This is a genomic window from Streptomyces paradoxus, assembly GCF_014202475.1.
GTDB classification, from domain to species: Bacteria; Actinomycetota; Actinomycetes; order Streptomycetales; family Streptomycetaceae; genus Streptomyces; species Streptomyces paradoxus.
In genome coordinates, this window is sequence record NZ_JACHGV010000005.1 from 325,705 (window position 1) to 352,449 (window position 26,745).

Here is a 26,745-nt window from a genome sequence, read left to right on the forward strand (position 1 = left end):
GTAGGACATCGCACCGGAGCTGAGAGGAAGCCCCCATGCTCGATCACGTCATCCAGGGCGCGACAGTCGTGGACGGGACGGGTGCCTCGGCATACACCGCCGACGTCGGGATACGAGACGGTCGGATCGCCGTCGTAGGGACGGTCACCGAGGAGGCACGGTCGGTCGAGGACGCCACCGGACTCGTCCTCACCCCCGGCTTCGTCGACCCCCACACCCACTACGACGCCCAGCTCTTCTGGGATCCGTACGCCACGCCCTCGCTCAACCACGGCGTCACCACCGTCGCCGGGGGGAACTGCGGGTTCACGCTCGCGCCGCTGCATCCTGACCGGCCCGAGGACGCCGACTACACGCGGCGGATGATGTCCAGGGTCGAGGGCATGGCGCTGGTGGCGCTGGAGGAGGGGGCGCCCTGGAGCTGGCACTCCTTCGGGGAGTACCTGGACGCCCTGGAGGGGCGGATAGCCGTCAACGCCGGTTTCATGGTGGGGCACTGTGCGCTGCGGCGGTACGTGATGGGGCCGGACGCGGTGGGCGGGCAGCCGAGCCAGGAGCAGCTCGCCGCGATGGTGCGGCTGCTGCGGGAGGCCATGAACGCCGGGGCGTGGGGCCTGTCCACCACCCAGTCGAGCAGTCACTCCGACGGCGACGGGCAGCCCGTCGCCTCACGGCACGCCCAGCCGGCCGAGCTGCTGGCCCTGTCGCGGGCCGTCGGGGAGTGCGAGGGCACGCAGATCGAGGCGATCGTCGCGGGCTGTCTGGACCAGTTCAGCGACGCGGAGATCGATCTGTTCGTGGAGATGAGCGCGGTGGCCGGGCGGCCGCTGAACTGGAACGTGCTGACCATCGACGCGTCCGTTCCCGAGCGCGTGCCCCGGCAGCTGCTGGCGAGCGAGCAGGCGAGGAAGGCGGGCGGCAGGGTCGTGGCCCTCACCATGCCGATCCTCACCCCCATGAACATGTCGCTGGGGACGTTCTGCGCGCTGAACCTCATCCCCGGGTGGGGGCCGGTCCTCGGACTGCCCGTGCCCGAGCGGATCGAGAAGCTGCGCGACCCGGACGTGCGGGCCGAGCTGCTGCGGCGCGCGAACTCCAAGGAGGCGGGGGTCTTCCGGCGGCTCGCGAACTTCGGGCGGTACGTCATCGGCGACACCTACAGCGAGGCGAACGCCGGGCTCACCGGGCGCGTGGTGCGGGACATCGCCGAGGAGCGCGGGCAGGAACCCTTCGAGTGTCTGGTGGAGATCTGCGCCAACGACGAACTGCGCACGGTGCTGTGGCCGATGCCGACCGACAACGACCCGGCGTCCTGGGCGCTGCGGGCCGAGACCTGGCAGCACGAGGACGTGCTGCTCGGCGGGTCCGACGCGGGCGCCCATCTGGACCGGATGTGCGGGGCGCCGTACACCACCCGGTTCCTCGGGGACTGCCTGCGGGGCCGGAAGCTGGTCGGTCTGGAGCAGGCCGTGAAGATGCTGACCGACGACCCGGCACGGCTCTTCGGACTGCGCGAGCGGGGGCGGATCCAGGAGGGCTGGCACGCCGACCTGGTCCTGTTCGACCCGGAGCGGATCGACGCGGGCCCGGCCACCCTGGTGCACGACCTGCCGGGCGGCAGCCCGCGGCTGGACTCCCGGGCGCTGGGCGTGCGGGCCGTGTGGGTCAACGGGGCCGAGGCGATCCGGGACGACGTGGTGACCGGGGCCGTACCGGGCCGGGTGCTCCGCTCGGGGCGGGACACGGAGACGGTGAGCACACGGTGACGGCACGGCAGCCGTTGTTCGTCGGCGGCTCCTGGGTGGAGCCGGACGGCGGGCACTACGAGGTGACCGACCCGGCGAGCGAGGAGACCGTCGGGTGGGCGCCGGAGGCCTCGCGGGAGCAGGTGCTCGCGGCCTGTGCCGCGGCCCGCGAGGCCTTCGGGCCGTGGTCGCGCACCGCACCGGAGGAGCGGGCCGCGGTCCTCGGGCGGGCGGCGGGGATCATCACCGGACGGCTGGAGGAGTACGCGTCACTGGCCCGGGCGGAGACCGGAGCGACCCTCGGCACCGCGCGTGGCATGCAGGTCGGCGTCGCCGCCGCCCGCTTCCGGCGCTACGCGCGCGTGGAGCCCGCCGAGTGGCCGGTCCCGCCGCAGATCAACGAGGCCGGACCGATGGGGAAGGCGGGTGTGATGGGCGCCCTGGCCGTCCGGCAGCCCGTCGGGGTCGTCACCTGCGTCACCTCGTACAACAACCCCTGGGCCAACCCGGCCGGGAAGATCGCGCCCGCCCTGGCCATGGGCAACACGGTCGTGGTGAAACCGGCCCCGCAGGATCCGCTGTCGGTGTACCGGATGGCGGAGGCCCTGGAGGCGGCGGGCGTGCCGCCGGGCGTGGTGAACGTCGTCAGCGGCTCCCGTACGGAGGTCGGCGAGGCGGCCGTGGCGTCGCCGGACGTCGACATGGTCAGCTTCACCGGCTCCACGGCGGTCGGGCAGCGCATCGGCGAGGTGTGCGGGCGCGACATGAAACGGCAGTTGATGGAGCTGGGCGGGAAGGGCGCCGCGGTCGTCTTCGACGACGCCGACCTCGGCTCGGCCGTCGCCGGGATCGGCACGACCTTCTCCTTCTACAGCGGCCAGATCTGCACGGCACCGACACGGGTGCTGGCGCAGCGCGGCATCCACGACCGTCTGGTGGACCAACTGGCCGCCTACGCCCGCCGGCTGAAGGTCGGGGACCCGCGCGAGCGGGACACCGTGGTCGGGCCGGTGATCTCGGGGGCGCACCGGGATCGGGTGGAGTCGTACGTCGAACTGGGCCGGAAGGAGGGCGCGGTGGTGGTGACGGGCGGCGAACGCCCGGTTCTGCCCAGCGGCTTCTACGTCGCCCCCACCCTCCTGGCCGGCTGCGGCAGCGACATGCGCGTGGTCCGCGAGGAGATCTTCGGGCCGGTGGTGGCCGTCGTCCCCTTCGACGACGAGGAGGAGGGCATCGCGCTCGCCAACGACACCGACTACGGCCTCATCGACTACGTCTGGTCGGGCGACGTGGCCCGGGCCTTCCGGGTGGCGCGGCGGCTGCGGGCCGGCGGGGTGGGCGTGAACACCGTCGGCCGCAACATGGAAGCGCCCTTCGGCGGCTTCAAGAAGAGTGGCGTCGGCCGGGACGTCGGGTCGTACGCGCTGCACGCCTACAGCGAGGTGCAGGCGATCGTGTGGCCGGGGTGAGGCCCCTCAGGCGTCCAGGTCCACCCGCACCGTCAGCAGGTTCGTCCCGAGGACCCGCACCCCCAGGCTGTTGACCCGGGGCAGCCCGCGCAGCCGCGCCACCGGATCGTCCTGCGGCATCAGATGCGCCGTGCCCGCGTGCCAGCGGCCGCGGATCCGTACCCGTACCCGCGGATCCGCCTTGATGTTGCGCACGTACTGCGACCGCTCGCCGAACTCCGACACCAGCCAGAAGGAGCCGCCGACGCGGCGCCCGCCCACCGGCGTCCGGCGGGGCCGCCCCGAGACGCGGCCCGTCGTCTCCAGGACCGTCTGGAGGGGGAGGCGGCGCAGGAGCGGGTTGAGGCGGCGCTGGACGGCGGTGGTCGCGCGGAACCTCAGGTCGGTGCGGCGGGACAACCGCTGGCCGGTCGTGGACCGGGACGTACTGCCGCTGCCCGCCCGGCGGCGGAGTCGGACGACGGGCGGCTGGCCCTCTACTTCCGTGATCCACATAAGGGGGTCCGACACTCGATCTCACCGACGTCCGAGAAAGATCGGGTTGGTGAACGCCGCCAGCGGCCCGGGGAGCGGTCCCGCCGCCGCCTCGTGGCGCAGTTCGGCCCGTACGTACGCCGCGTACGACGGTGTCGTCCGCCACTCGACCACGCCCGAGCCGGCCACCGGCAGCGGGGCGCTGGTGTGGACGACGCCCTGGTCGGTGACGAGGCGGACCGTGCAGCGCGGGGCGCCGGTGACCTCCAGGCGGACGGTGACCGGGGTGTCGCGGCCGACGGCGAGCCGCTCGCCGATGCCCGCGTGCTCGCCGCGTCCGCCGGACGCCCGGAAGGACAGCGTGACCCTCGCGGACTCGGCGACGTAGGAGCGTCCCGCCCGGATGCCCTCCTGGATGGCCTCCCGGGTCAGGTCGTCGGCGAGGACGACCGTCTGGGGGCTGCCCACCGCGTCCGGTGAGCGGTGGGCGTCGCTGCTGCCCATGGCCGGGATCCAGTCGCGCCCGTCCCGTACGGACGCCACGAGCATGCTGTCCCAGTCGGCCAGGGCGACCTCGTCGTCGGGCGTGTACGGGCCGTTCCACGCCTCCACGGCGTCCGCCTCGCCGAAGCCGAACTTCCAGTTGCAGCCGATGCAGGTGGCGTGCGGATGGGCCGGGACGACCAGGCCGCCGGCCCGGCGGATCTGCCGGGCGAACCGGCCGAAGCGGTTGTCGCGGGCCCGGTAGCGCCAGTCGACGAAGGTGCCCGGGTCGGTACCGAGCGCGACGACGTGCCCGTTCCTGGTCGTGACCTCCTCGCCCAGCATGACCAGCAGGTCGTCCCCGGCCACGTCGGCCCAGTGCGCGTGCGCCGCGTGCGTGTTGTGCTCGGAGGAGTTGATGAAGTCCAGACCGGCCGCCCGGGCCAGTTCCCCGATCTCGGCGGGGGTGCGGCGGCCGTCGGAGTGCCAGGAGTGCAGATGGCAGTCGCCCCGGTACCAGGCGCGCCCCCGCCCCTTGGCCCGCTCCGGCGGGTACACCGGCTCCACGGTCTCGCCCGGCTCCCCGTAGGTCAGCGTGATCGTGATCTCGTACGACAGGCCCTGCGGGGCGACCGTGTACGGGCCGAGCGCGATGTGCCAGGTGCCCTCGCGCACCGGGCCGGGGAGGTAGCCGGGCGTCGCGTCGTCCGCGCGGAGGAAGAACTCGGTGCGCGCCCCGCCCGACCAGCCGCGGAAGCCCCGGCCGCCGAGCTCGGTGCCGCGTTCGTCGAAGACGCCGATGTCGAGGGCGTTGCCGAGCGTCCCGGCCGGGACGGACGGCCGGTCGTAGGTGTAGGCGACCTTGAGCTCCCGGACACCGGCAGGGACCTCGACGGGCACGTACACGAAGTCCGGGGACCCGGGCGGCAGCGTGCCGCGCACGGTCCTGCTCTCCTGGTCCCCGTCGGCCGCTGAAGCGAAGCTCACGCTTCCCAACGTAAGCGCGGCCGCCGCTCCCGTCATGAACAGAGCGCGCCGGCCGAGCCCGCCGTGGCTGTCCTCGCACATGCTGCTGCTCCCCAGGTGTCGTCGGTGACGTGGCGTGGGTGGTGCGGGGGTGGTGCCTGCAACCCTTGTATTGAGTCGTGAATTTGTGCGCAAGGGAGGGGAACCGGACGACGAACGGTGGATGGTCCGACCGGTCGGTATGGACAGTCGGGCCGCCCTCGGGTAGAGAAAGGTCATGCGCATCGCCGTGACGATCTTCCTCACCGACGAGACGATCACTCCGACCCGGCTGGCCCGGGAGCTGGAGGACCGCGGTTTCGCCGGGCTGTATCTGCCCGAACACACCCACATCCCCGTGGAGCGGACCACGCCGTACCCGGCGGGCGGTGAGCTGCCGCCCGAGTACGGCCGCACCCTCGACCCGTTCGTGGCCCTCGGTCAGGCCGCCGCCGTCACCGAGCGGCTCGGGCTCGGCACGGGCATCACGCTCGTCGCCCAGCACGACCCGATCGACCTGGCCAAGCAGGTGGCGACCCTCGACCATCTCTCCGGCGGCCGGTTCACGCTCGGGATCGGCTTCGGCTGGAACGTCGAGGAGGCCGCCGACCACGGCGTGCTGTGGAGTACCCGGCGCGAGCTGGTCCGGGACCGGATGGCGCTGATGCGGGCCTTGTGGTCGGAGGAACCGGCCGCCCACGACGGGGAGTTCGGCAGCGTCCGGGCCAGTCACGCTCATCCCAAGCCCGTGCAAAAGCCACGCGGTCCGGTCATCGGCCCGCGCACGCTCGTCGGCGGGGCCGCCGGGCCCAAGCTGTTCTCCCACATCAGCGAGTACGCCGACGGCTGGCTGCCGATCGGCGGCCGCGGCCTCGGCGAGTCGCTGCCGGTCCTGCGCACCGTCTGGGCCGACGCCGGCCGCGACCCCCGGGCCCTCCAGGTCGTCCCCTACGCCGTCCACCCGACCCCGGGCAAGCTCGCCCACTACGCCGACCTCGGCATCGAGGAGGTCGTGGCGCAGCTGCCTCCGGCGGGGGAGGCGGAGGTGCTGAAGACGCTGGACGGCCTCGCCGCCCATCTCTGACAAGTCCCCTGCCCGGCAAGCCGGTTGGCCTCCCTCTACTAAACTACTGTTCAGTTCACCACGGGGGGAGAGAGCGTCATGCGGCTTGCCTGGTTTTCCTGGCTCCTGCGTCATTTCACCGAGTACGGCTACAGTCAGGGGCTGCTGCGTGCCGCGATCGGCACGACGGCCGTGCTGGTGACCGCCGCGCTGGCCTGGTTCGCCCTGCACCGCCACAGACCGGCCGCCGTGGCCGCCGCCGGTTTCGTCTCGGCCCTGGGCATCGGCTGGCTGGCCTTCCACTGACGGGGCTGCCCCGAGCCTGATCAGCGCACTCGTATGCTCGAAGGATGACGACTTCCGCGACCTCCGGAACCGGACCCACCGACAACTCCATGCGTCGCGCCCTGAAACGGGCCAGGGACGGTGTCTCGCTCGACGTCGCCGAGGCGGCGGTGCTGCTCCAGGCCCGGGGCGAGCAGCTGGAGGACCTGTCGGCCTCGGCCGCCCGGGTGCGGGACGCGGGCCTTGAGGCGGCCGGGCGGCCCGGCGTCATCACGTACTCGAAGAGCGTCTTCATCCCCCTTACCCGGCTGTGCCGCGACAAGTGCCACTACTGCACGTTCGTCACCGTCCCCGGCAAGCTGCGCCGGGACGGGCACGGGATGTTCATGTCGCCGGACGAGGTGCTGGACATCGCCCGCAAGGGCGCGGCCCTCGGCTGCAAGGAAGCCCTCATCACCCTCGGCGACAAGCCGGAGGACCGCTGGCCGGAGGCGCGCGAGTGGCTCGACGCGCACGGCTACGACGACACCCTCGCCTACGTCCGTGCCATCTCCATCCGCATCCTGGAGGAGACGGGCCTGCTGCCGCACCTCAACCCGGGCGTCATGAGCTGGGCCGACTTCCAGCGCCTCAAGCCCGTCGCGCCCAGCATGGGCATGATGCTGGAGACCACCGCGACCCGCCTCTGGTCGGAACCGGGAGGCCCCCACCACGGCTCTCCCGACAAGGAGCCCGCCGTCCGGCTGCGCGTCCTGGAGGACGCCGGGCGTTCCTCGGTCCCCTTCACCTCCGGGATCCTCATAGGCATCGGTGAGACCTACGAGGAGCGCGCCGAGTCGCTGTTCGCGCTGCGGAAGGTGTCCCGGGCCTACCACGGCGTCCAGGAACTGATCATCCAGAACTTCCGCGCCAAGCCGGACACCGCGATGCGCGGCATGCCCGACGCGGAACTGGACGAACTGGTCGCCACGGTGGCCGTCGCCCGGCTCCTCATGGGCCCGAGCGGCAACATCCAGGCTCCGCCCAACCTCGTCGACGACGAGTACGAGCGGCTGATCGGCGCCGGCATCGACGACTGGGGCGGCGTCTCCCCGCTCACCATCGACCACGTCAACCCCGAGCGCCCCTGGCCGCAGATCGAGCAGCTCGCCGAGAAGTCCCGGGCCGCCGGGTTCGAGCTGCGCGAACGCCTTTGCGTCTACCCGGAGTTCGTGCGCCGCGGCGAGCCCTGGCTGGACCCGCGGCTGCGTCCGCACGTGGCCGCGCTGGCCGACCCGGAGACCGGCCTGGCCCGCCCCGAGGCGGTTCCGGCGGGCCTGCCGTGGCAGGAGCCGGAGGAGGTCTTCACGGCGTCCGGCCGCACCGACCTGCACTCCTCGATCGACTCCGAGGGCCGTACGTCGGACCGCCGGGACGACTTCGACGAGGTGTACGGCGACTGGGCCGCCCTGCGCGAGGCCGCCGCCCCGGGCATGGCCCCCGAGCGCATCGACACCGACGTACGCGAGGCCCTGCGCACGGCCGCCGACGACCCGACGAAGCTCACCGACGACGAGGCCCTCGCCCTGCTGCACGCGGACGGTCCGGCGCTGGACGCGCTCGCCCGGGTCGCCGACGACGTACGCAAGTCGGCCGTCGGCGACGACGTCACCTACATCGTCACCCGCAACATCAACTTCACCAACGTCTGCTACACCGGCTGCCGCTTCTGCGCCTTCGCCCAGCGCCGCACCGACGCCGACGCCTACACCCTCTCCCTGGACCAGGTCGCCGACCGGGCCCAGCAGGCCTGGGAGGTGGGCGCGGTGGAGGTCTGCATGCAGGGCGGCATCCACCCGGACCTGCCCGGCACGGCGTACTTCGACATCGCGCGGGCCGTGAAGGAACGCGTCCCGGGCATGCACGTGCACGCCTTCTCGCCGATGGAGGTCGTCAACGGCGCGACCCGCACCGGCATGTCCGTCCGCGAGTGGCTGACCGCCGCCAAGGAGGCGGGCCTGGACACCATCCCGGGCACCGCCGCCGAGATCCTCGACGACGAGGTCCGCTGGATCCTCACCAAGGGCAAGCTGCCCGCGGCCGACTGGATCGACGTCGTGACGACCGCCCACGAGCTGGGCATCCGCTCGTCCTCGACGATGATGTACGGCCATGTCGACCAGCCCCGGCACTGGCTCGGGCACCTGCGCACCCTGGCCGGCATTCAGCAGCGCACGGGCGGCTTCACCGAGTTCGTGACGCTGCCGTTCGTGCACACCAACGCGCCGGTCTACCTGGCGGGGATCGCCCGCCCGGGCCCGACCATGCGGGACAACCGGGCGGTCACGGCCATGGCCCGGCTGCTGCTGCACCCGTACATCCCCAACATCCAGACCAGCTGGGTGAAGCTGGGCACGGAGGGCGCGGCCGAGATGCTCCGCTCGGGCGCGAACGACCTCGGCGGGACCCTCATGGAGGAGACCATCTCCCGCATGGCGGGCTCGTCGTACGGGTCGTACAAGTCGGTGAAGGACCTGATCGCGGTGGCGGACGCCGCGGGCCGTCCGGCCAGGGCCCGCAGCACCCTGTACGGGGAGGTCCCCGAGGAGCGGCAGCGGGCGGCGGCCGCGTCGGACGGGCATCTGCCCCAGCTGCTGCCGGTGCTGGACTGACGCGCTACTGGCCCCCGGCGTCCGCCGGCTGCTGCGCCGTGAGGGTACGGCCGGCCGGGGCGCCGGGGCTCGCCGGCCGTGGGGGAGGCGTGCCCCGGCCCAGCCAGAGCAGCAGCAGGCCGAGGGCGCAGGCGATCGCCGGCCAGTAGACGTACCGGAAGTCCGTCGCGGGCATGATCGGCAGATAGCCCAGGATGTAGGCCGCCGAGCTGATGCCCAGCGCCCGGACCGGCATCGCGAAGACGCCCCTGCCGGGCCGGACGGCGATCACGAGTGCGACCGCGAGCCAGAACCAGCCGCGGAACATCCAGGGCACGTCCTCGATCATGCCCTTGACGTACGTGCCGAGCGCGTCCTCCAGCCGGGGGTGCGCCACCTCGATGCCCAGGTCGTTGCGGGTGATCCCCGCCTTGTACGCGTAGTCGGTCTCGAACAGCAGGGTCGTGAAGAGCAGCAGGCGGTACTGGAGATAGCCCGGCACGTGCCCGCTCATCTCGCGCAGCCACAGGGACGTGATCTCGCCGGAGTCCTCGCGCAGCCCGTCCGCCGGGCGCTGGTAGCAGGCCCAGTAGGCGTCCGAGAGGGCGCCGACCCGCTCGCACTCCCGTGCGGAGGCCACGAGCCGGTCCCGCAGGGCGGGCGGCACGTCCGCCGACCGCAGCTCCTCCACGCTCAGCACGTGCACGAGGTCGTCGAGCATGATCTGGGCGCCCTGCTTGGTCTGGAGCGGCGCGGCGAACACGGAGATGGCGGTGGCGGGCACGGCGAGCCCGGCCACGAGGGCCGCCGTGCACGTCACCCACGTACGGCGTCCGGGCCTGCCCCACAGGGCGAGGACCAGCATGACGAAGACGGGGACGGCGGCGACGACGGCGTTCTTGCGCACCAGCATCGCGTAGGCGAGGAACAGCACGCCCAGCCAGAGCAGGCCCCAGCGGACGGCGGGGCGGAGGTCGCGGTCCCGCAGCAGCAGGCCGGTGAAGGCGACCGCGCACGCGGCGAGGAGCGCGAACGCCGCGTGCACGTCCTTCCACACCACCCCGACGAACGTCAGCACGAACGGAGCCAGCCCGAGGCCCAGCACGGCGAGCGAACCGCCCCGGCTCGCGGTCAGTCCCCACACGCACCGGGCCAGTACCCACAGCGCCGTCCAGAAGACGAGGCACTGGAGCACCAGCATGGCCGCGATCGAGCCGGTCACCGCGATGAGCGCCCGCCACACCAGGCTGAGCACGGGCGGATGCCAGTCCGTCAGGGGTTTCTTCCCCTCGGCCTGGCGGAGCTGGTCGAGGCTGTCGGGACTCAGGAAGCCGGGGGCGAAGACGAGGATCGTGCCCAGGCAGCAGACCGCGGCGACGGCGGCCAGGACCCAGACCCACTGCCGGTTCTGACGCCACGTCCATCCTTTTTGTCCCATATGCCGGATGCTAGCGGCTCGATGGATCCCGGCCGGTCAGGGGGCGACGAAGACGTAGCGCCGGTAGGCGTAGAAGCGGAACAGGGTCGCGAGGACCCAGCCGAGGATGCGGGCGGTGTTGTCGCTGAGCGCCGAGTCCAGCCCGAGCAGGTGCCGGGAGGCGAAGACCGTGCCCGCGGTGATGGCGAGCCCGACCCCGTTCGCGACGAGGAACAGCACGAGCTCCTGGGTCACCTTCTCGCGGTGCCGACCGCGATAGGTCCAGCAGCGGTTCCCGACCCAGCTGAAGAGCGCGGCGGCGGCCGTCGCGATGACGGACGCCTGTACGGGGGCGGTCCGCATCACCCCGCCCTCCGCACCGCCGGGCAGGCCGAAGACGAGCAGGTTGTAGCCGCCGTTGTCGACGACGAAGGCCAGAGCCCCGACGACGCCGAACTTGGCGGCCTCGCGCCAGATGCCCTTGATGGCGTCACGCGCACGCAGCGTCACAGAGTCGAGGACCGGCACACGGCGAGCCTAACGACCCGGCGTGCCCCATCCGGTCAGGCGCGCTCATATCGCACTATGTCCGACTGTATGAGGTGCTGATGTATGAGGTGCTGACTGTCTGAGGTGCTGACTGTCTGAGGAACCGGCCGGGTGAGTCGAGCGAGGAGTGGTCGTGGAACCGACGATCGCGTGTGTCGTGCCGTGCCACAACGAGGAGGCGGCCGTCGGCAAGGTCGTCCGCGACCTGCGCGCGGCCCTCCCCGAGGCCGTCGTCTACGTGTACGACAACGCCTCCACCGACCGCACCGTGGAGGTCGCCCGGGAGGCCGGCGCGATCGTCCGGCAGGAGACCCGCAAGGGCAAGGGCAACGTCATCCGCCGCGCCTTCGCCGACGTCGACGCCGACGCGCTGCTCATCATCGACGGCGACGACACCTACGACGCCTCCCGCGCCCGCGACCTGGTGGACCTGCTCTTCGAGGGGCCGTACGACCAGGTCGTCGGCGCCCGCCGCGTGACGGTCGACGGGGCCTACCGGGCCGGGCACGCGGTCGGCAACAAGCTGCTCACCGGGGCGGTGCGGTCCCTGTTCGGCAACGACGTGACCGACATGCTCAGCGGCTACCGCGTCTTCTCGCGGCGCTTCGTGAAGTCCTTCCCGGCGCTCGCCCGCGAGTTCGAGACCGAGACCGAGATGACCATCCACGCGCTGCACCTGCGGCTGCCCACCGCGGAGGTCCTCACCGACTACCGGGTCCGGCCGGCCGGGGGCGAGAGCAAGCTGCGCACCTACCGGGACGGCTGGCGTATCCTGCGGGTCATCCTCGACCTGGCGCGGCGCGAGCGCCCCTCGCTGGTCCACACCGCCCTCGCCGGAATCCTCGCCCTGGTCTCCCTCATCCTCGGCATCCCCGTCATCGCCGACTTCGTCGAGACGGGCACCGTGCCCCGGGTCCCCACGGCGATCCTCGCAGCCGCGATCATGACCATCGCGGCGCTCGTGCTGCTCGTGGGCTACATCCTGGAGTCGCTCATGCACATGCGCCAGGAGCAGACCCGGCTGGTGCACCTCTCCTACCCGGCACCCGTGCGCACCCCGCGCTACGCCGCCCGCGGAGCCGGCACGGGCCCGGTCCCGGTCCGCAAGACCGCCGGGGACCCCTGAGGGAGCCGAGGGGTCACGGGTGCGCAGTACGATGAACGGAACCCCGCTTCGATGCGGGGTCCCGTGACTGAGGAGATGCGTGCCGGTGCCTGCCCGACTTCCTTCGTGGGCCTGGGTGACCGGGCTGACCGTGGGAGCGATAGCCGCGGTGACGGTCCTGGGTGTGCAGGCGGACCGGGGCCCGCACCCCACCGCCACGTCGGCCAAGCCCAGCAGCACGGCCTCGGCGCAGCCCACCCCCACGGCGTCGGTCCCGGCGCGGGTGCCCGACGGCTCCGGCACCGGCCGGCGCGTCGTCTACTCCCTCGGCGAGAAGCGGGTGTGGCTGGTCGACGCGAGCGAGGCGAGCCGCCGCACGTTCACCGTCTGGCCGGGCTCGGTCAGCCCCGACCCGGGCACCTACACCGTGTCGTCGCGCAACGCGGCCACGACCGGCTCGGACGGCGTCCAGATCGAGCACATCATGTACTTCGCCTCGAAGGACGGGGTCTCCGTCGCCTTCTCCAACGCGGTCGACGGGGCCTCACCGCCGCCCGCCGCCTCCGGCACCAAGACGGGCGGCGTCAGGATGCGGAAGGCGGACGGCACGGCACTGTGGGCGTTCGGCACGGTCGGCACGACCGTGACCGTGGTCAAGTAGCGGCAGCGCTCAGGAGGCGGGCGGCTGAGCCCGTGGGGCCGACAGCTGGTTGACGATCAGCACGACCCCGCTGAACAGGAAGATGCGGGTCGCGGCGTCCAGACCGTTCCAGTCCTCCGACTGCCACATCGAGAACCACTCACCGCCGATCGCGATGAACCCGGCCCCGAACAGCAGCATCACCATCAGCAGCCCGTACGTGGACATCCGCCGGGCCCGCAGGTCATCGCGTCTGGCCCACAGCCAGCTCCCGTATATGAGGACCAGCGCGGCGACGGTCTCCCAGACGATGATCCCGACGTAGGCGGCGTCCTGCAGCCCCTGGCTCGTGACGGCACGCCACATCAGGTCCTCGTCCTTGAACGTGGTGTCCATGGCCAGCACGTGCCGGACGAACTGCTGATTGGTCCCGAAGTCGGTGATGTTCCCGAACGCGACGAGCGCCATGTACAGGGCGATGGTGGCGGTGAGCAGGGTGGCGGCGAGCGACAGTGCGCCGCGTGGTGTGGAGGTGGCCATGCCGATCATTCTCCCCAGCGGCCCGAGCGGACGCGAGAGAATGAGCCCGAAGCCGGCCGCGCGAGACGAGGGGACGTACGGATGGCCCAGGAGCGACCGTCGATGCAGGATCTGATCCGGCAACGCACCCGGGCCGGATTCGTCGGCCGGGGCGCCGAACGGGCCCTGTTCCGGGTGAACTTCGACACCGCCCCGCACGACGAACGCCACCGCTTCCGTTTCCACGCGCACGGCAACGCGGGCGTCGGGAAGACCTTCCTGCTGCGGGAGTTCGAGCAGGTCGCCCGTGAACAGGGCGCGCTGACCGCGTACATCGACGACAGCGCGGGCAGCGTGCCCGAAATGATGGCGGAGATCAGTCGTCAGTTCGCCGCTCAGGGCAGACGGTTGAAGGAGCTGGACCGGCTGCTCGCCGCCCACCGAGAGCGCCGGCACGAGGCGGAACTGGCCGCGCTGGCCGTTCTGGACACCCAGCCGGAGGAGCCCGGACCGTCCGCCGGGGGCAGGATCGTGGCACGGGCCGGGGTCGTCGCCGCCGGGATGGTGCCGGTCGTCGGCCCACTGGCGGGCATGCTGGACGCGGAGCAACTCGCCCACGTGGCCGACCGGTTGCGCGCGAGCCTCATTGACCGCTTCCGCAACCACGAGGACCTCCAGCTGGTCCTCGCCCCCGAGCAGGTGCTCACACCGGTCCTCCTGCGCGAGCTCGCGGACACGTCCGCTCCCTGGATCACCCTCTTCCTGGACACGTACGAGCGGACGGGCCCCTACCTGGACCCCTGGCTGCACGAGACGATGACGACGGACCGCCACGGCCCCCTGCCCGCCACGACGGTGGTGGTCACGGCCGGCCGGGCGCCCCTGGACCCGGCCCGCTGGGGCGGGCTGGCGGACTTCGTGACGGACCTCCCGCTCGCCCCCTTCACGGAGACCGAGGCACGCGGTCTGCTGGCCGCCAGGGGCGTGACCGCCGAACCGGTCGTCGCGGAGGTGCTGCGCCTGACCGGCGGCCTCCCCGTCCTGGTCTCCACCCTCGCCGAGTCCCGCCCCACCGACCCGGACGACGTGGGCGACCCGAGCGCGACGGCTGTGGACCGCTTCCTCAAGTGGGAGGAGAACCCGGCCCGGCGGGCCGCCGCCCTGGCCTGCGCGCTGCCGAGGTGGCTGGACGGGGACGTGTTCCGGGCGGCGGCCGACTGCCCGCCGGAGGAACGGGAGCCCCTCTACGCGTGGCTGCGGGGGATGCCGTTCGTGCACGAGCGCGGCGGGGGACGACTGCGCTACCACGACGTCGTACGGGCGCCGATGCTGCGCGCGGAACGCCGCAGGTCGCCCCGGGAGTGGGCGCAGCGGCAGCGGCACCTGGCCGGTCTGTTCGGGGCCTGGTGCGAAGAGGCCGGGGCGGGCCGCGGCACCGGAGAACTGTGGGCGGACGAGGCGTGGCGGGAGCTGCGGCTTGAGGAGACGTACCACTCGCTGTGCGCGGGGGACCGGAACGCGCTGCCGCAGGCGTTGGGGGACTTCGTCCGGGCGTGCGAGGCGGGCGTGGCCGGGCGGTGGGCCCGCGCGCTGGTGGACGCCGGAGCGGACGCGGACGCCGAGCCGGCGTCCCGGTGGGGCACCGAACTGACGGCGGCCCTCGACACGGAGGGCGTCGGCGCCGCGCTCGGGCTGCTCCTGCGCCGTGCGGTACTCGACGCTCCGGCTCAGGCCCGGGCCCGCCTCGTGCGGGGCGACGAGCTGCGCGGCGAGGGCGTGTACGCGCAGGCCCTCACCGAGTACGACCGGGCCGTCGCGCTCGATCCGGAACTGGCCGTCGCCTACCGGCACCGGTCCGGGATCCGGGGAGACCTGGGCGACCACGACGGGGCGATCGCCGACCTGGACCGGGCCGTCGCGCTGGAACCGGACAACGCCTGGTACGTCGCGCTGCGCGGCGAACACCAGCGGATCGCCGGACGGGACACCGAGGCGATCCGGGACCTCACCGAGGCGATCCGCCTCGACCCCGCGCTCGGATTCGCCTGGGCCTCCCGGGGCGCCACGCACGAGCGCGCCGGAGACCTCGACGCGGCCCTCGCCGACCTGGGGCGGGCGCTGGACCTCGACCCGGACTACGCCTGGGCGCTCGCCCGCCGCGCCCGGGTCTGGCGCGCACGGGGCGAATCCCACCGCCAACTGGCAGACCTCGACCGGGCGCTGGCCCTGAACCCCGACTGGCCCTGGGCCCGCTGCGAGCGGGGTGACGCGCTGCGCGTCACCGGCCACGACGAAGAGGCGGTCGCGGACCTGGACGTCGCGCTGGCCCTGGACCCCGCGTACACGTCGGCGTACGCGAGCCGGGGCGAGTCCCTGGCCCGGCTGGGCCGCCACGCGGAGGCACTGGCCGACCTGAACCGCGCGGTGGACATGCGCCCGGGGTACGTCTGGGCACTGTCCCGCCGGGCCGTGCTGCACGCGGTCTCCGGTCGGCGGGAGGAGGCCCGGGCGGATGTGGAACGCGTACGGGAACTGAATTCCGCGGCTTTGGAACGCCTTTCGGAAACCGACCGTGCGGTACTGGGGCCGTTCATCGGCAGGTGAACATCGTGCGAATCAGAACTGAGGCTCAACGCCCCGCCGCGAACTCCACGAACTCGGACCAGGCGCCGCCGGTGAATTCCAGCCGGGCGCCGTTCTTGTTCTTGGAGTCGCGGAGAAGGATGGCGGGCTGAGCAGTGGATATGGCGACCTCTACGCAATCGGGACCGTCGTTGCTGCTGTAACTGCTTTTGAACCAGTGGAGGTCAGTGGTCACGTCTCTTCTCCTAGGACTTTCTCAATGAAGGCCAGGGACTCCCGAGGTGAGAGGGCCTGGGCCCGGATCATTCCATAGCGCATGTCGAGGATCTGGGCGTCACGGGGATCGTCGATCACGCGGTTGTGCAACTGGGCCTCGAAGTGCCCCAGGGTCTTGCCCTCCTGGAGCTTCAGCACCCGGAACGGACCTGCCATACCCGCGTGGTCCTCCCGGTCCGTCGGCATGACCTGGATCGAAACGTGCCGCAACCCAGCGACCCGCAACAGGTGTTCGAGCTGTCGGCGGAGCACCATTCTGCCCCCGATCGGCCTCCGCAGCGTCGACTCTTCCTGGACAAACGTGATGAGCGGGCGCGGCACGCGATCGAACACGGCCTTCCGTGCCATGCGGGCGGCGACGTGCCGCTCGATCTCGTCCTCGGTGAAGGCCGGGCGCCTCATGGCGTACAAGGCCTGGGCGTACTCCGGAGTCTGGAGCAGCCCATGAACTTGGTGGTTGTCGTAGGCCCCGAGTTCGACGGCCTCGTCCTCCAGCTTCGCGAGGTCCCTTACCTTCTTCGGGTATCTGGCCTTCTCCACGTCCTCCTTCATCGCGGAGATCTTGCCGGAGGCACCCAGTACCTCATCCGCCTTGTCGAGAAAATCCGGCTTGGGGATCCGGCGCGCCCGCTCCACGGACGACACCATCTCCTCCCCGTACCCGATCGCCGATCCGAACTCCGCCTGCTTCAGCCCGGCTGCCTCGCGCCACATCTTGATCTGCCGCCCGACCGTCCTGAGCACGGCCGCCGCTTCCTCGTCCTCCACGCCTTCCCCTCCTGACGTACGAGCCGTACGACCCCGCCTCACGTCCGGACAGTCACGTTCCGTACCAGGGTCGTCACTGTTCAGAGTAGGTTCGGGCGGCCACGCTGGGTGACATGAGCCAGAAATCCCTCGCTGAAATCAGCACCCCCGTACGCCACTTCGCGATCCAGCTGTCCGCCACTCGAAGGGGTGCTCGACTGGCTCGCCTGCTCGCCGAACGCCAGCTCGACGAATGGGGCGAGGCGTATGACGCCGCCGCGCAGGTGGTGGCCGAGCTGGCGTCGAACGCGGTGCTGCACGGGCGCGTCCAGGGCAGGGACTTCCGGCTCACGCTGCGGCTGCACGCCGACCGCACGCTCCGTATCGAGGTCACCGACGCCCGGGGTGACCGGATCCCACGGCTCCCGCAACCGGTCGCGGACGACGCGGAGACCGGCCGCGGGCTGCGGATCGTCGCGGCGTACGCGCACCGCTGGGGCGTGCTGGAGGCGGCGGCCCACGGCAAGACCGTGTGGGCGGAACTGGCGCCGGGTCCAAGCCCGCTTGATGTCAGCGACGTGTGGCCGCCGTGCGGCGCGCCCGGCCTCAGCGCAGCCGGTCCACGTACGTGTCCGTGCCCGGCACCGTCGGGATGAACGGGGCCACCAGCTCCACCCTGCCCAGCCCCGATTCCGCCACCGCCGTGTCGAGGCCGGTGAAGTACGGCTCCCAGCACTCCCTCGGGTCGGTCTGGAGGAACCACAGGAGCGTCAGGCGGGTGTCGACGCCCTCGACCTGTTTCACGTACGTCATGCGGTCGCCGGGGAGGGGGGGTCGGGCTGAAGACCGTCACCAGGGCGGCCGGGGAGCCCGGCAGGCGCTTGGGGAGGTGGCGGGTGCGCAGCCAATGGAGGAGCGGGGCGCGCTGCTCGGGGGTGTCCGCCTCGACGACCTGGAGGACCAGGCCCGCGTAGGGGTGGTCGAGGGCGTGGACGTCCCGGGGGCCGGCCGCTCCGTCGCGGTACACCGTCGCCTCGTGGTTCTGGAACGCCGTGAGGACGTGCGTACGGTCGTGGTAGACGCGGGCGTCCCGGTTGAGGCGCTTGTTGACGGCGACCGTCCAGCGTATGTGGTCGTCGTAGCGGCCGGCGGTGATCCAGTACGTGGAGAGGTAGCAGCCGGCGGTGACGGGCTGGGCGATCGCCGACTTCTCGGGGTAGCGCAGCAGCTGGAGGTCGCGGGTCGCCACCCAGCGGCGGCCGGCCTGCATCCAGGGCATGGCCATCGCACCGGCGTAGTAGTGGTCGTCCTCGTACCAGCGGTTGTACGCGTACTCATGGCCGGGATGCGGCTCGACCATGGTGATGAGGGCGTGTCCGGCGTGGGTGCCGTAGGGGCCGACGGCGGCCAGTTCGGCGTACAGCTCGCTGCGGGTGTCCTCGCTCATGCCCTTCCCCTTCGTCGGTGGCTGACCCATACTCTGACGCTCCGTCAGATAGAGCGCCAGGGTTGCGGTCCGGGGAGGTCCTGCCATGTCACTGCTCGCGGGGAAGACGGTCGTCGTGTCGGGGGTCGGGGCCGGGCTCGGACGGCAGGTCGCGGCGGCTGTCGTACGGGACGGCGGGCGTGCCGTGCTCGGGGCCCGTACGGAGGCGAGCCTGGCGAAGACGGCCGCCGAGGTCGATCCCGGCGGGGCGTGTACGGCGTACCGGGTCACGGACATCCGCGACGAGGTGCAGTGCGAGGCGCTGGCCGAGGTGGCGCGGGAGCGGTTCGGCGGGATCGACGCCGTCGTGCATGTGGCCGCGCTGGACAGTTACTTCGGCGGGTTGGAGGACGCCGACTTCGAGTCCTGGCGGTCGGTCCTGGATGTGAACCTGCTGGGCACGCTGCGGATGACCCGGGCCTGTCTGCCGTCGCTCAAACAGGGCGGCGGATCCGTGGTGTTCGTCGGGACGCAGTCCGCGGTGGCGGCCCCGTCGCAGGTGCGGCAGGCGGCGTACGCGGCGTCGAAGGGGGCGCTGACGAGTGCGATGTACTCGCTCGCGCGGGAGCTGGGGCCCCACCGGATCAGGGTCAACACCGTGCTGCCCGGCTGGATGTGGGGCCCGCCGGTGCAGGCGTACGTGCAGTTCGCGGCGCAGTCGGAGGGGGTGCCGGAGGCGGCCGTCCTGGAGCGGCTGACCGAGCGGATGGCGCTGCCGGATCTGGCCACGGACACGGATGTGGCCGACGCGGTGGCGTTCCTGGCGTCGGACAGGGCGCGGGCGATCACCGGGCAGTCGTTGCTGGTCAACGCGGGGGAGCTGATGCGTTGAGTTCATGTGGATGAACGGCAACCATCACACAGAACTTCTTTACCTCTCCTTGACCTGACGGTCACTTGTCGTGTTCACGCGGCAGCGCCCACGATGAGCGCCGGGCTGATCCCTGGGAGGGCGCACATGAACGGTCTCGACTGGGCCGTGCTCATCGGCTATTTCGCCGTGATGGTCGCGATCGGCGTCTGGTCGCACAAACGCGTCGACAACGTCAGCGACTTCTTCACCGCCGGCGGCAAGATGCCGTGGTGGCTCTCCGGCATCTCGCACCACATGTCGGGCTACAGCGCGGTGATGTTCACCGGGTACGCCGGCATCGCCTACACCTACGGCGTCACGTCCTTCGTCACCTGGTCCTTCCCCATCGCCCTCGGCATCGCCATCGGGTCGAAGCTGTTCGCCCCGCGCATCAACCGGCTGCGCTCCCGGCTCCATGTGGCCTCCCCGCTGGAGTACCTGAAGAACCGCTACGACCTCAAGACGCAGCAGGCGCTGGCCTGGTCGGGCATGCTGTTGAAGATCGTCGACGTGGGCGCGAAGTGGGCGGCGATCGCCACGCTGCTGTCCGTCTTCACGGGCATCTCCCTCAATCAGGGCATCCTCATCACCGGCGGCATCACGGCGATCTACTGCACGATCGGCGGCCTCTGGGCGGACGCGCTGACCGAACTCGGCCAGTTCATCATCCAGTTGCTGGCCGGCATCGCGATGTTCGTGGCGGTCTTCGTACGCCTCGACGACCACGGCGGCTTCTTCGGCGTCTGGGACTCGCCCGAACTCCAGGGCCACGAGAAACCGCTGGTCGGGCCGTACGGCACGGTGTTCCTGCTCGCGTTCCTCTTCATCAAGCTCTTCGAGTACAACGGCGGCATGCTCAACCAGGCCCAGCGCTACATGGCCACGCCGAACGCGAAGGAGGCCGAGCGGTCGGCGCGCCTCTCGGCGATCCTCTGGCTGGTCTGGCCGCTGGTGCTGTTCTTCCCCATGTGGATGTCGCCGCTGCTGGTCGAGTCGCAGAAGCCGGACGGCTCGGACTCCTACGCCCTGATGACCGAACAGCTCCTGCCGCACGGCCTGCTGGGCCTGGTCATCGTCGGCTTCTTCTCGCACACCATGGCCATGTGCTCCTCGGACGCCAACGCCATCGCGGCGGTGTTCACCCGGGACTGCGCGCCGGTGATCTGGGCGAGGGCCCGGGCCTGGAACCAGAGCCAGGGCCTGCGGGTCGCCCGCATCGCCACGGTCGTCTTCCTCGGCCTGTCCATGGCGGCGGCGACGCAGGTCAACTCCCCCGCCTTCAAGGACATCATCACGGTCGTCATCAAGTGGGTGGCCGGTCTGATGGGCCCGATGGCGATCCCGATGATGCTGGGCCTGCTGCGCGCGTTCCGCCGCTCCGGCCCGACGGCGGCGCTCGTCAGCTGGTCGATGGGCCTGCTCGCCTTCTGGCTGGTGAACTACCCGATCAACTGGAACGTCGAGGGCGGCGTGCCGCTCCAGTACCAGGTGTCGATCCCGCTGGCGGTCTCGCTGGTCCTCTACATCCTGGTCGGCTATATCCGGCCGGAGGACACCCCGGAGCGGCTGGCGCTCATCGAGAAGATCAACACGGACGGGGACGGCGCGGCGTCGGCCACGATCCCGACCCCGGCCGGTCCGGCGGACGACGTGGTGCGCACCGCCGAGGGGTGAACCCCCGACGTTCACGCCGGGCGGCGCCCCTTCCCGTTGGGCAGGCGCGCCGCCCGGCACGACCGCACAGAGGCGGGACCTGCGTCCGTCAGGTCACCCGGCGGCGGATCCACCAGGCGCAGAACCCCGTCAGGGCCAGGGCGAGGCCGAGGTAGAGCCCGGTCTCGGCCCATTGCAGGGCCCAGAAGTTGCCGGCGGGCTGGTACGTCACCTGCTGCTTGTAGCCCAGGGCGCCGAGGTCGGCGATGCAGCCTTCGAATTGCTGCAGGGTGGGCGGGCCCGACTCGGTGCGCAGGCAGTCGGGGAAGGACGACGGCACGGGGGCGGGCTGACCGGCGGCGTTCAGCGTCTGCTGGGAGGTGACCCAGGCCCCGGGCACGTCGTCGAGGTGCGCGATGATCTGCCCGGCCTCGTCCTGGACGCTGATGGGGGCGCCGTCGGGCTCGATCGGCACGGTGGTCCGGTCCGGGGCGGCCAGGTGGGACCGGATCCACAGCGGCACCACGAGCTGGACGGCGACGTAGAGGGCGAACGTGGTGGCCATCGCGGGCAGGGTGCGGCGGAGGACCAGGCCGAGGGCGACGCCCAGGACGAAGGCGAAGGCGGCATGGGCCATGGGGACGACACCCCGTGCGGCGAAGGCCACGGGGTCGAGCCGCGGGAAGTACGTGTCCGTCGCGCCGCCGCCGTTGACAGCCCGGTCGATGGGGCTGCTCCACCAGCTCACCGCGAGGCTGGTCAGTCCGGCGGCGGTCATGGAGGCCGCCGCACCGAGGCCCAGCTTGGTCGCGAGCCAGCGCGTGCGGGTGACGCCCTGGTTCCACGCGAGGTAGTGGGTGCCGGTCTCCAGTTCACGGGAGATCAGCGGGGCGCCCCAGAACATCCCGATGACCGCCGGCACGGCGAGCACGACCAGCAGCCCGGTGTAGTAGAGGCTCTGGTCCGAACCGGAGACCCGGTCCACCAGGCCGCTGCCGGCCGTCCGGTGGAGGTCGGCCAGTTGCGGGCCGGTGACCGCGAGGACGGCGGCGAGGACTGCCACGGCGGCGAAGACCACGGCGGCCTGGGTGCGGAACTGGCGCCAGGTCAGCCAGATCATCGGAGTACCTCCAGCGCGGGCCGGGTGTCACGCACCGCGTCGGCGGGCCGGGTCATGTAGGCCAGGACGACGTCCTCCAGACCGAGTGGGCTGACGGTCCAGGACGGATCGTGGACCGCGGTGCCGGTGCGCACCAGGAGGGTGGTCTGCCGGTCGGTGTGGCTGGCGGTGATGACGTGCTGACCGGCCGGGAGCGTGTCCGGGTCCCTGCGCGGTCCGGTGAGCCGGTGGTGGCAGGCGACCAGGTCGTCGATGTCGCCGGCCACCTGCACCCGGGAGTCGACCAGGACGATGAGGTAGTCGCAGGTCCGCTCCACGTCGGAGACCAGGTGGGAGGAGAGCACGACGCTCAGCTCGTGCTCGGCGACGGCCTCCATCAGGTCCTGCATGAACTCCCGTCGGGCGAGCGGGTCCAGGGCGGCGACCGGCTCGTCGAGGATCAGCAGTTCCGGGCGCTTGGCGATGCCCAGGGTGAGAGCGAGCTGCGCGCGCTGGCCGCCGGACAGCCTGCCCGCCCGCTGCTCGGGATCCAGGCCGAGGCGACGGATCCGGTCGCGTGCCACGGCGTCGTCCCAGTTCGGGTTGAGGCGCTTGCCGAAGTCGAGGTGGTCGGCGACGCTCAGCCCGGAGTAGGTCGGGGTGTCCTGGGCGACGAAGCCGACCTTGGCCAGCTGTTCCACACCCGCGGCAGGACGGCCACCGCACACCTCGATGGTGCCGGCGGTCGGGGTCAGCATCCCGGAGGCCAGCTTCAGCAGGGTCGACTTGCCGGCGCCGTTGGGACCGACCAGGCCGACCACCCGGCCGGCGGGGACGTCCAGGTCGCAGTTCTGCAGCGCCCAGCGCTGCTTGTACCTCTTGCCCAGGCCCTGGGCCCGTAAGACGGCGCTCACGCCACGTCCTCTCCGGCGGCGTCACGAAACGTGCTCGTGAACAGTGCCTCGATGCTTTCGTCGTCGAGCCCGGCCAGGCGGGCCTTGGTCAGCCAGCGCTGCAGGTCCTTGCGCAGCGGTCCGTGCGCGGCGAGCGTGCCGTCGGCCAGCGTCCGGGTCACGAACGTCCCGACGCCGGGGCGGGCGGCCACCAGGCCGTCGTGCTCCAGCTCCCGGTACGCCTTGAGCACCGTGTTCGGGTTGACGGCCATCTGCTTCGCCACGTCCTTGACCGTCGGCAGCCGGTCCCCCTCCTCCAGCAGCCCCAGGCGCAGCGCGTGCCGTACCTGCTGGACCAATTGCTGGTACGGGGACAGGCCGGACCGGCTGTTCAGGTGGAACTCAATCACCAGTTCCTCCATTTATCTAGTTGCCTAGCACTATAGCTCTCTACGCCGGCCATGCGGCAAGGCGTGTGATGGTCGGGATACCGCTCGTCCGTCCGGCGTCGTGTCGCGGGACGGAGCGGGAGGGTTTCAGGCTCGCGGGTAGCGGGCGAGCCAGCCGGGGGACGAGCCGGCCGGGCCGTGCAGGGCCGGGCCCTGGGTCATCTCCATGGCGAAGTCGTCGGCGAGTTCCAGGATGGTCGGACGGCCCTCCAGCTCGGCCAGCCAGCCCGGCGGCAGGGCCGTCTCCCCGTGCAGCGCGCCGAGCAGGCCGCCGGTCAGCGCGCCGGTGGCCGCGGACGGGCCGTCGTGGTTCACGGCGAGACACAGCCCGTGCCGGACGTCGGCCGCGACCAGCGCGCAGTACACGGCGGCGGCGACCAGCCCCTCCGCCGTACCCGCCCCGCTCAGCTCGGCCACCCGCTCCGGGCCGGGCATGCCCTGCCGCACGGCACCCAGCGCATGCTGCAGCGCCTCCGACACCGGCTGGTGCCCGGGCCGGACGGCCAGCAGCCCGAAGGTCCGCTGCACGGCGGCGTCGATGCTCTCGCCCAGCGCCAGCGCATGCACGATCACCGCGTACGCGCCCGCCGCCAGGGCCGCCGTGGGATGACCGTGGGTCTGCGCCGCACACTCGACGGCGAGCTGGGCGACCAGCTGCGGCTCCCAGCCCACCAGCAGCCCGAAGGGGGCCGACCGGGCGGCGGCCTCGGGCCCGGCCTCACCGGGGTTCTTGGGCGCCTCCGGCGTCCCCATGGTCTCGTCGCCGAGGCCCAGCAGCAGCGCGCGGCTGGGCTCCCGCCGCGCGTACAGCCACTCCTCCCGCGCCAGCCACCCGTCTTCCTTGCGGCGCTCGTCGGGCCCCCAGTCGCGCTGGGTGGCGGCCCAGCGCAGATACGCCCGGTGCAGGTCGGTCGGCGGATGCCAGGCGCCGGTGTCCCGCCTGACCTGGGCCCGGATCAGTCCGTCGACGGAGAACAGGGTGAGCTGGGTGAGGTGCGTGACGGCGCCGCGTCTGCCGTAGGCGGGGGCCAGGTCCACCAGGCCCTCCGCCCCGTGCGCCTCCCGGATCCCGCCGATGGTCAGCCCGTCGACCGGCGTGCCCAGCGCGTCTCCCACGGCCACGCCGAGCAGGGTCCCGCGCACCCGGCTGCGGAAGTCCTGCTGCTCCGTACGGCCCCAGACGGCGCCGGCAGTCGCACCCACCTTGACCTCCCCAGGCACCGTCCATACGTACGACAGCTCAGCACTGTAATCGAACGGGAAAGGTGGTTCAGAGGGGTGATGCAGAGCGGGCCGACCGGCTCAGCGCAGCTCCTCCGGGCACGGCGTCCCCCGTGGGAGCTGGTACGGCGCCGCCAGGCGGTACGTGCCGGCCTTCGGGGCCAGCAGCTCCGTCCACTTGTCGCCCTGCGCGTCCTCCTCCGTCTCCGTCAGGCAGCCGTTGACGTTCACGTACGTCTTCGGCTCGCCCTCGGGGCGGTTGCGGGACTCCTCCGTCTCCTGCGGCGGCTTCAGGCTCTTGCCCTCCGCGTCGACGACGCTCAGCCACGGCGAGTACGGGATGCGGACCAGGATCCGGCCCGCCTTCTTCACCTGGAGGACCATCTCGCCCTGCTCGGCCCGGTCGACCACCGCGTTCGGCTCGGCCAGCGGGGTCGGGGCGCTCACCTTGAACAGCTGCCAGGTGGCGTCGCCCCAGATCTGCGTCAGATACGGCAGCCCGCGCCGCACCAGGGCCCGCTCCCGCTGACCGCCGTCGCCGTCCGGCTCGCCCTTGGGCAGCACGACGTAGTGCACCGCCCAGCGCTTCAGCCACTCGTGGTAGTTCGCCGAGTTGAGGGTGTCGTCGTAGAAGAGGGGGTTGCGCTCCATGTCGGCCTGGCGGTTCCAGCCGCGGGCCAGATTGACGTACGGGGCGAGCGCGGAGGCCTCACGGTGGGAGCGGGCCGGGACGACCTCGACCCGGCCCTTCTCGGCGCCGACCTCCTGCAACTCGTTGACGAGCGGCGCGAGCTCGCGCGACCAGGACGCCGCCGGGGCCGTGTGCACGATGTCGTCGACCGTCTTGAAGCCGATCCACACGCCGAAACCGCACAGCGCCACGACGGCCGCGTACCACTTGCGGCTGCGCGGCACCGTGAACGGCAGCGCGGCGACCAGCGCGACCCCGGCGAACAGCATCGCCAGCCGCGTGATGTTCGAACCGATCTGGGAGCTGATCAGCCACACCAGCACGACCCCCAGGCCGTACACCGCGGCCGTGAGCCGGACCGTCTTCCACTCCCGCGGGACCAGCACGTAGGCGAGGACCGAGAACGCGAGCGGCAGCAGCACCGAGCCGATCATCATCGGCTGCGTGCCCGAGAACGGGAACAGCCACGCCGACACCGCCACCACCGCGGTCGGCGCCAGGCCCAGCGCCCACGCGCCCGGCCGCCGCTTCTGCAGGAACAGCGCCACCGCCACCAGGCCCACGAACAGGCCCGCGACCGGCGACGACATGGTGGCCAGCGCGGCCAGCGGCGCCGCGCTCAGGGCCTTCGCCCAGCGCTTGTAGCGCCACCGGTACGGCCAGCAGAACACGACGGCGACCGCGCCGAGCGCGAACATCATGCCGAGACCGAACGTCACCCGCCCGGACACCGCGTTGCAGAACAGCCCAAACACACCGGCCAGAGACGCCCACAGCGGGTTGAGGACGGAGCGGCTGCGCAGCAGGAGCAGCGTCAGCAGACCGGCCGAGACCGTGCCCGCGATCATCATCGTCGTCCGCACGCCGAGCACCGACATCAGATACGGCGACACCATGCTGTACGACACCGGGTGCATCCCGCCGTACCAGGCGAGGTTGTACGCCGAGTCCGGGTGCCGGCCGACGAACTCGGCCCACGCGTCCTGCGCGGCCAGGTCGCCACCGCTGTTCGCGAACGTGAAGAACCAGAGGATGTGCAGCGCCGCGGCCAGGCCCGTGACGGACAGGACCGGGTGCCGCAGCATGCGCTCACGCAGCGCGAGTACGGGAGCGGGCCACTCGAACCCCGCCCCGCCGTCGTCGCGCGCGCCGTCTTCGGACGCGTTGCCGTCAGCCGCGCTGGCTTTCGGCGCGTCGGCTTCCGGTGCTTCGGGCAGGCGTATTCGCGGGCCTGATACCGAGCCCGGTTCGGCGTCGTCTGCGCGTGTCGGCTCCGCAGTGGCCACTCGAAGGCACTCCCCGTGTCCCGTCTTCTGTTCTCGGCCTGTCCCGGTTCGGGACGCTAGCACGCACCCCGCCGGGCGGCGCCCGGACGGGCCGTTACCGGCGGAGTGCGGTGGTGCGGGTCGC

Annotated in this window: 23 protein-coding genes and 1 pseudogene; 11 read left to right on the plus strand and 13 right to left on the minus strand. The window is 71.9% G+C overall.

From position 1 onward, the window contains the following. Positions 1-35 precede the first annotated feature (35 nt). On the plus strand, positions 36-1,766 hold the full coding sequence (locus HNR57_RS19120) for an N-acyl-D-amino-acid deacylase family protein (RefSeq protein ID WP_184561215.1): 1,731 nt from the start codon (positions 36-38) through the stop codon (positions 1,764-1,766). Beyond that, positions 1,763-3,214 (plus strand): aldehyde dehydrogenase family protein, encoded by a 1,452-nt coding sequence (locus tag HNR57_RS19125; protein ID WP_184561216.1) that lies wholly within the window; start codon positions 1,763-1,765, stop codon positions 3,212-3,214. The genes HNR57_RS19120 and HNR57_RS19125 overlap by 4 nt, the downstream gene beginning before the upstream one ends. Before the next feature lie 6 nt (positions 3,215-3,220). Here HNR57_RS19125 and HNR57_RS19130 read toward each other — a convergent pair whose 3' ends face one another. Beyond that, positions 3,221-3,613 (minus strand): nitroreductase/quinone reductase family protein, encoded by a 393-nt coding sequence (locus HNR57_RS19130; RefSeq protein ID WP_184561448.1) that lies wholly within the window; start codon positions 3,611-3,613, stop codon positions 3,221-3,223. Between the two features lie 117 nt (positions 3,614-3,730). Further along, entirely contained in the window at positions 3,731-5,239 is a 1,509-nt protein-coding gene (locus HNR57_RS19135) for a CehA/McbA family metallohydrolase (protein ID WP_184561217.1), read from the minus strand. Positions 5,240-5,414: 175 nt separating this feature from the next. Between HNR57_RS19135 and HNR57_RS19140 the strand changes: the two genes are divergently transcribed. The 3 genes from HNR57_RS19140 (at position 5,415) to HNR57_RS19150 (ending at position 9,175) form a co-directional block, all read left to right on the plus strand. Further along, the gene (locus HNR57_RS19140) at positions 5,415-6,260 is read left to right on the plus strand and encodes an LLM class F420-dependent oxidoreductase (RefSeq protein WP_184561218.1); all 846 of its coding nucleotides are present in this window, start codon (positions 5,415-5,417) and stop codon (positions 6,258-6,260) included. 78 nt (positions 6,261-6,338) lie between these two features. Further along, complete coding sequence (locus HNR57_RS19145; RefSeq protein WP_184561219.1) at positions 6,339-6,545, plus strand: hypothetical protein; 207 nt, start codon at positions 6,339-6,341, stop codon at positions 6,543-6,545. Positions 6,546-6,589: 44 nt separating this feature from the next. Then, the gene (locus tag HNR57_RS19150) at positions 6,590-9,175 is read left to right on the plus strand and encodes a bifunctional FO biosynthesis protein CofGH (protein ID WP_184561220.1); all 2,586 of its coding nucleotides are present in this window, start codon (positions 6,590-6,592) and stop codon (positions 9,173-9,175) included. A 4-nt stretch (positions 9,176-9,179) separates the two neighbouring features. Here the strand turns inward: HNR57_RS19150 and HNR57_RS19155 are convergent, their stop codons facing one another. After that, the gene (locus HNR57_RS19155; protein ID WP_184561221.1) at positions 9,180-10,592 is read right to left on the minus strand and encodes a hypothetical protein; all 1,413 of its coding nucleotides are present in this window, start codon (positions 10,590-10,592) and stop codon (positions 9,180-9,182) included. A gap of 36 nt (positions 10,593-10,628) precedes the next feature. Continuing rightward, positions 10,629-11,099, minus strand: coding sequence for a GtrA family protein (locus HNR57_RS19160; RefSeq protein WP_184561222.1), 471 nt, complete (start codon positions 11,097-11,099; stop codon positions 10,629-10,631). A gap of 148 nt (positions 11,100-11,247) precedes the next feature. Here HNR57_RS19160 and HNR57_RS19165 point away from each other — a divergent pair, with 148 nt between their 5' ends. Both HNR57_RS19165 and HNR57_RS19170 read left to right on the plus strand, forming a co-directional pair. Next, positions 11,248-12,246 (plus strand): glycosyltransferase family 2 protein, encoded by a 999-nt coding sequence (locus HNR57_RS19165; RefSeq protein ID WP_184561223.1) that lies wholly within the window; start codon positions 11,248-11,250, stop codon positions 12,244-12,246. Positions 12,247-12,331: 85 nt separating this feature from the next. Continuing rightward, positions 12,332-12,886 carry a hypothetical protein gene (locus tag HNR57_RS19170; RefSeq protein ID WP_184561224.1) on the plus strand — a complete coding sequence of 185 codons (555 nt, stop codon included), beginning with the start codon at positions 12,332-12,334 and terminating at the stop codon, positions 12,884-12,886. Between the two features lie 9 nt (positions 12,887-12,895). On the opposite strand, the gene HNR57_RS19175 is transcribed toward HNR57_RS19170, so the two are convergent. Continuing rightward, positions 12,896-13,405, minus strand: a complete 510-nt coding sequence (locus tag HNR57_RS19175; RefSeq protein WP_184561225.1) for a DUF2165 domain-containing protein — start codon at positions 13,403-13,405, stop codon at positions 12,896-12,898. Positions 13,406-13,507: 102 nt separating this feature from the next. Here HNR57_RS19175 and HNR57_RS19180 point away from each other — a divergent pair, with 102 nt between their 5' ends. Next, a complete protein-coding gene (locus HNR57_RS19180) occupies positions 13,508-15,988 on the plus strand; it encodes a tetratricopeptide repeat protein (protein WP_184561226.1) in 2,481 nt (826 codons plus the stop codon). A gap of 25 nt (positions 15,989-16,013) precedes the next feature. Here the strand turns inward: HNR57_RS19180 and HNR57_RS19185 are convergent, their stop codons facing one another. Together HNR57_RS19185 and HNR57_RS19190 are read right to left on the minus strand one after the other, a co-directional pair. Continuing rightward, positions 16,014-16,202: a DUF397 domain-containing protein gene (locus tag HNR57_RS19185; protein ID WP_184561227.1), complete on the minus strand. Its 189-nt coding sequence runs from the start codon at positions 16,200-16,202 to the stop codon at positions 16,014-16,016. Beyond that, positions 16,199-17,011, minus strand: coding sequence for a helix-turn-helix domain-containing protein (locus HNR57_RS19190; RefSeq protein ID WP_184561228.1), 813 nt, complete (start codon positions 17,009-17,011; stop codon positions 16,199-16,201). Before HNR57_RS19190 ends, HNR57_RS19185 begins: the two co-directional genes overlap by 4 nt. Positions 17,012-17,124: 113 nt before the next feature. Here HNR57_RS19190 and HNR57_RS19195 point away from each other — a divergent pair, with 113 nt between their 5' ends. Next, complete coding sequence (locus HNR57_RS19195; protein WP_184561229.1) at positions 17,125-17,646, plus strand: ATP-binding protein; 522 nt, start codon at positions 17,125-17,127, stop codon at positions 17,644-17,646. On the opposite strand, the pseudogene HNR57_RS19200 reads toward HNR57_RS19195, so the two are convergent. Beyond that, positions 17,597-18,437 (minus strand): annotated as a pseudogene (locus HNR57_RS19200) (hypothetical protein). The gene HNR57_RS19195 and the pseudogene HNR57_RS19200 sit on opposite strands and share 50 nt — an antisense overlap. Before the next feature lie 85 nt (positions 18,438-18,522). On the opposite strand from HNR57_RS19200, the gene HNR57_RS19205 reads away from it, so the two are divergent. Next, positions 18,523-19,308, plus strand: a complete 786-nt coding sequence (locus HNR57_RS19205) for an SDR family oxidoreductase (RefSeq protein WP_184561230.1) — start codon at positions 18,523-18,525, stop codon at positions 19,306-19,308. Positions 19,309-19,434: 126 nt separating this feature from the next. Beyond that, the gene (locus HNR57_RS19210) at positions 19,435-21,003 is read left to right on the plus strand and encodes a sodium:solute symporter family protein (RefSeq protein ID WP_184561231.1); all 1,569 of its coding nucleotides are present in this window, start codon (positions 19,435-19,437) and stop codon (positions 21,001-21,003) included. A gap of 88 nt (positions 21,004-21,091) precedes the next feature. Here HNR57_RS19210 and HNR57_RS19215 read toward each other — a convergent pair whose 3' ends face one another. The 5 genes from HNR57_RS19215 to HNR57_RS19235 form a co-directional block, all read right to left on the minus strand. Further along, positions 21,092-22,102, minus strand: coding sequence for an ABC-2 membrane transporter-related protein (locus HNR57_RS19215; RefSeq protein WP_184561232.1), 1,011 nt, complete (start codon positions 22,100-22,102; stop codon positions 21,092-21,094). Beyond that, the gene (locus HNR57_RS19220; RefSeq protein WP_184561233.1) at positions 22,099-22,995 is read right to left on the minus strand and encodes an ABC transporter ATP-binding protein; all 897 of its coding nucleotides are present in this window, start codon (positions 22,993-22,995) and stop codon (positions 22,099-22,101) included. The genes HNR57_RS19215 and HNR57_RS19220 overlap by 4 nt, the downstream gene beginning before the upstream one ends. Then, the gene (locus tag HNR57_RS19225) at positions 22,992-23,396 is read right to left on the minus strand and encodes a GntR family transcriptional regulator (protein ID WP_184561234.1); all 405 of its coding nucleotides are present in this window, start codon (positions 23,394-23,396) and stop codon (positions 22,992-22,994) included. Before HNR57_RS19225 ends, HNR57_RS19220 begins: the two co-directional genes overlap by 4 nt. A 114-nt stretch (positions 23,397-23,510) precedes the next feature. Then, entirely contained in the window at positions 23,511-24,626 is a 1,116-nt protein-coding gene (locus HNR57_RS19230; RefSeq protein WP_184561235.1) for an ADP-ribosylglycohydrolase family protein, read from the minus strand. A 99-nt stretch (positions 24,627-24,725) separates the two neighbouring features. Then, positions 24,726-26,621 (minus strand): DUF8823 domain-containing protein, encoded by a 1,896-nt coding sequence (locus HNR57_RS19235; RefSeq protein WP_184561236.1) that lies wholly within the window; start codon positions 26,619-26,621, stop codon positions 24,726-24,728. Positions 26,622-26,745 lie beyond the last annotated feature (124 nt).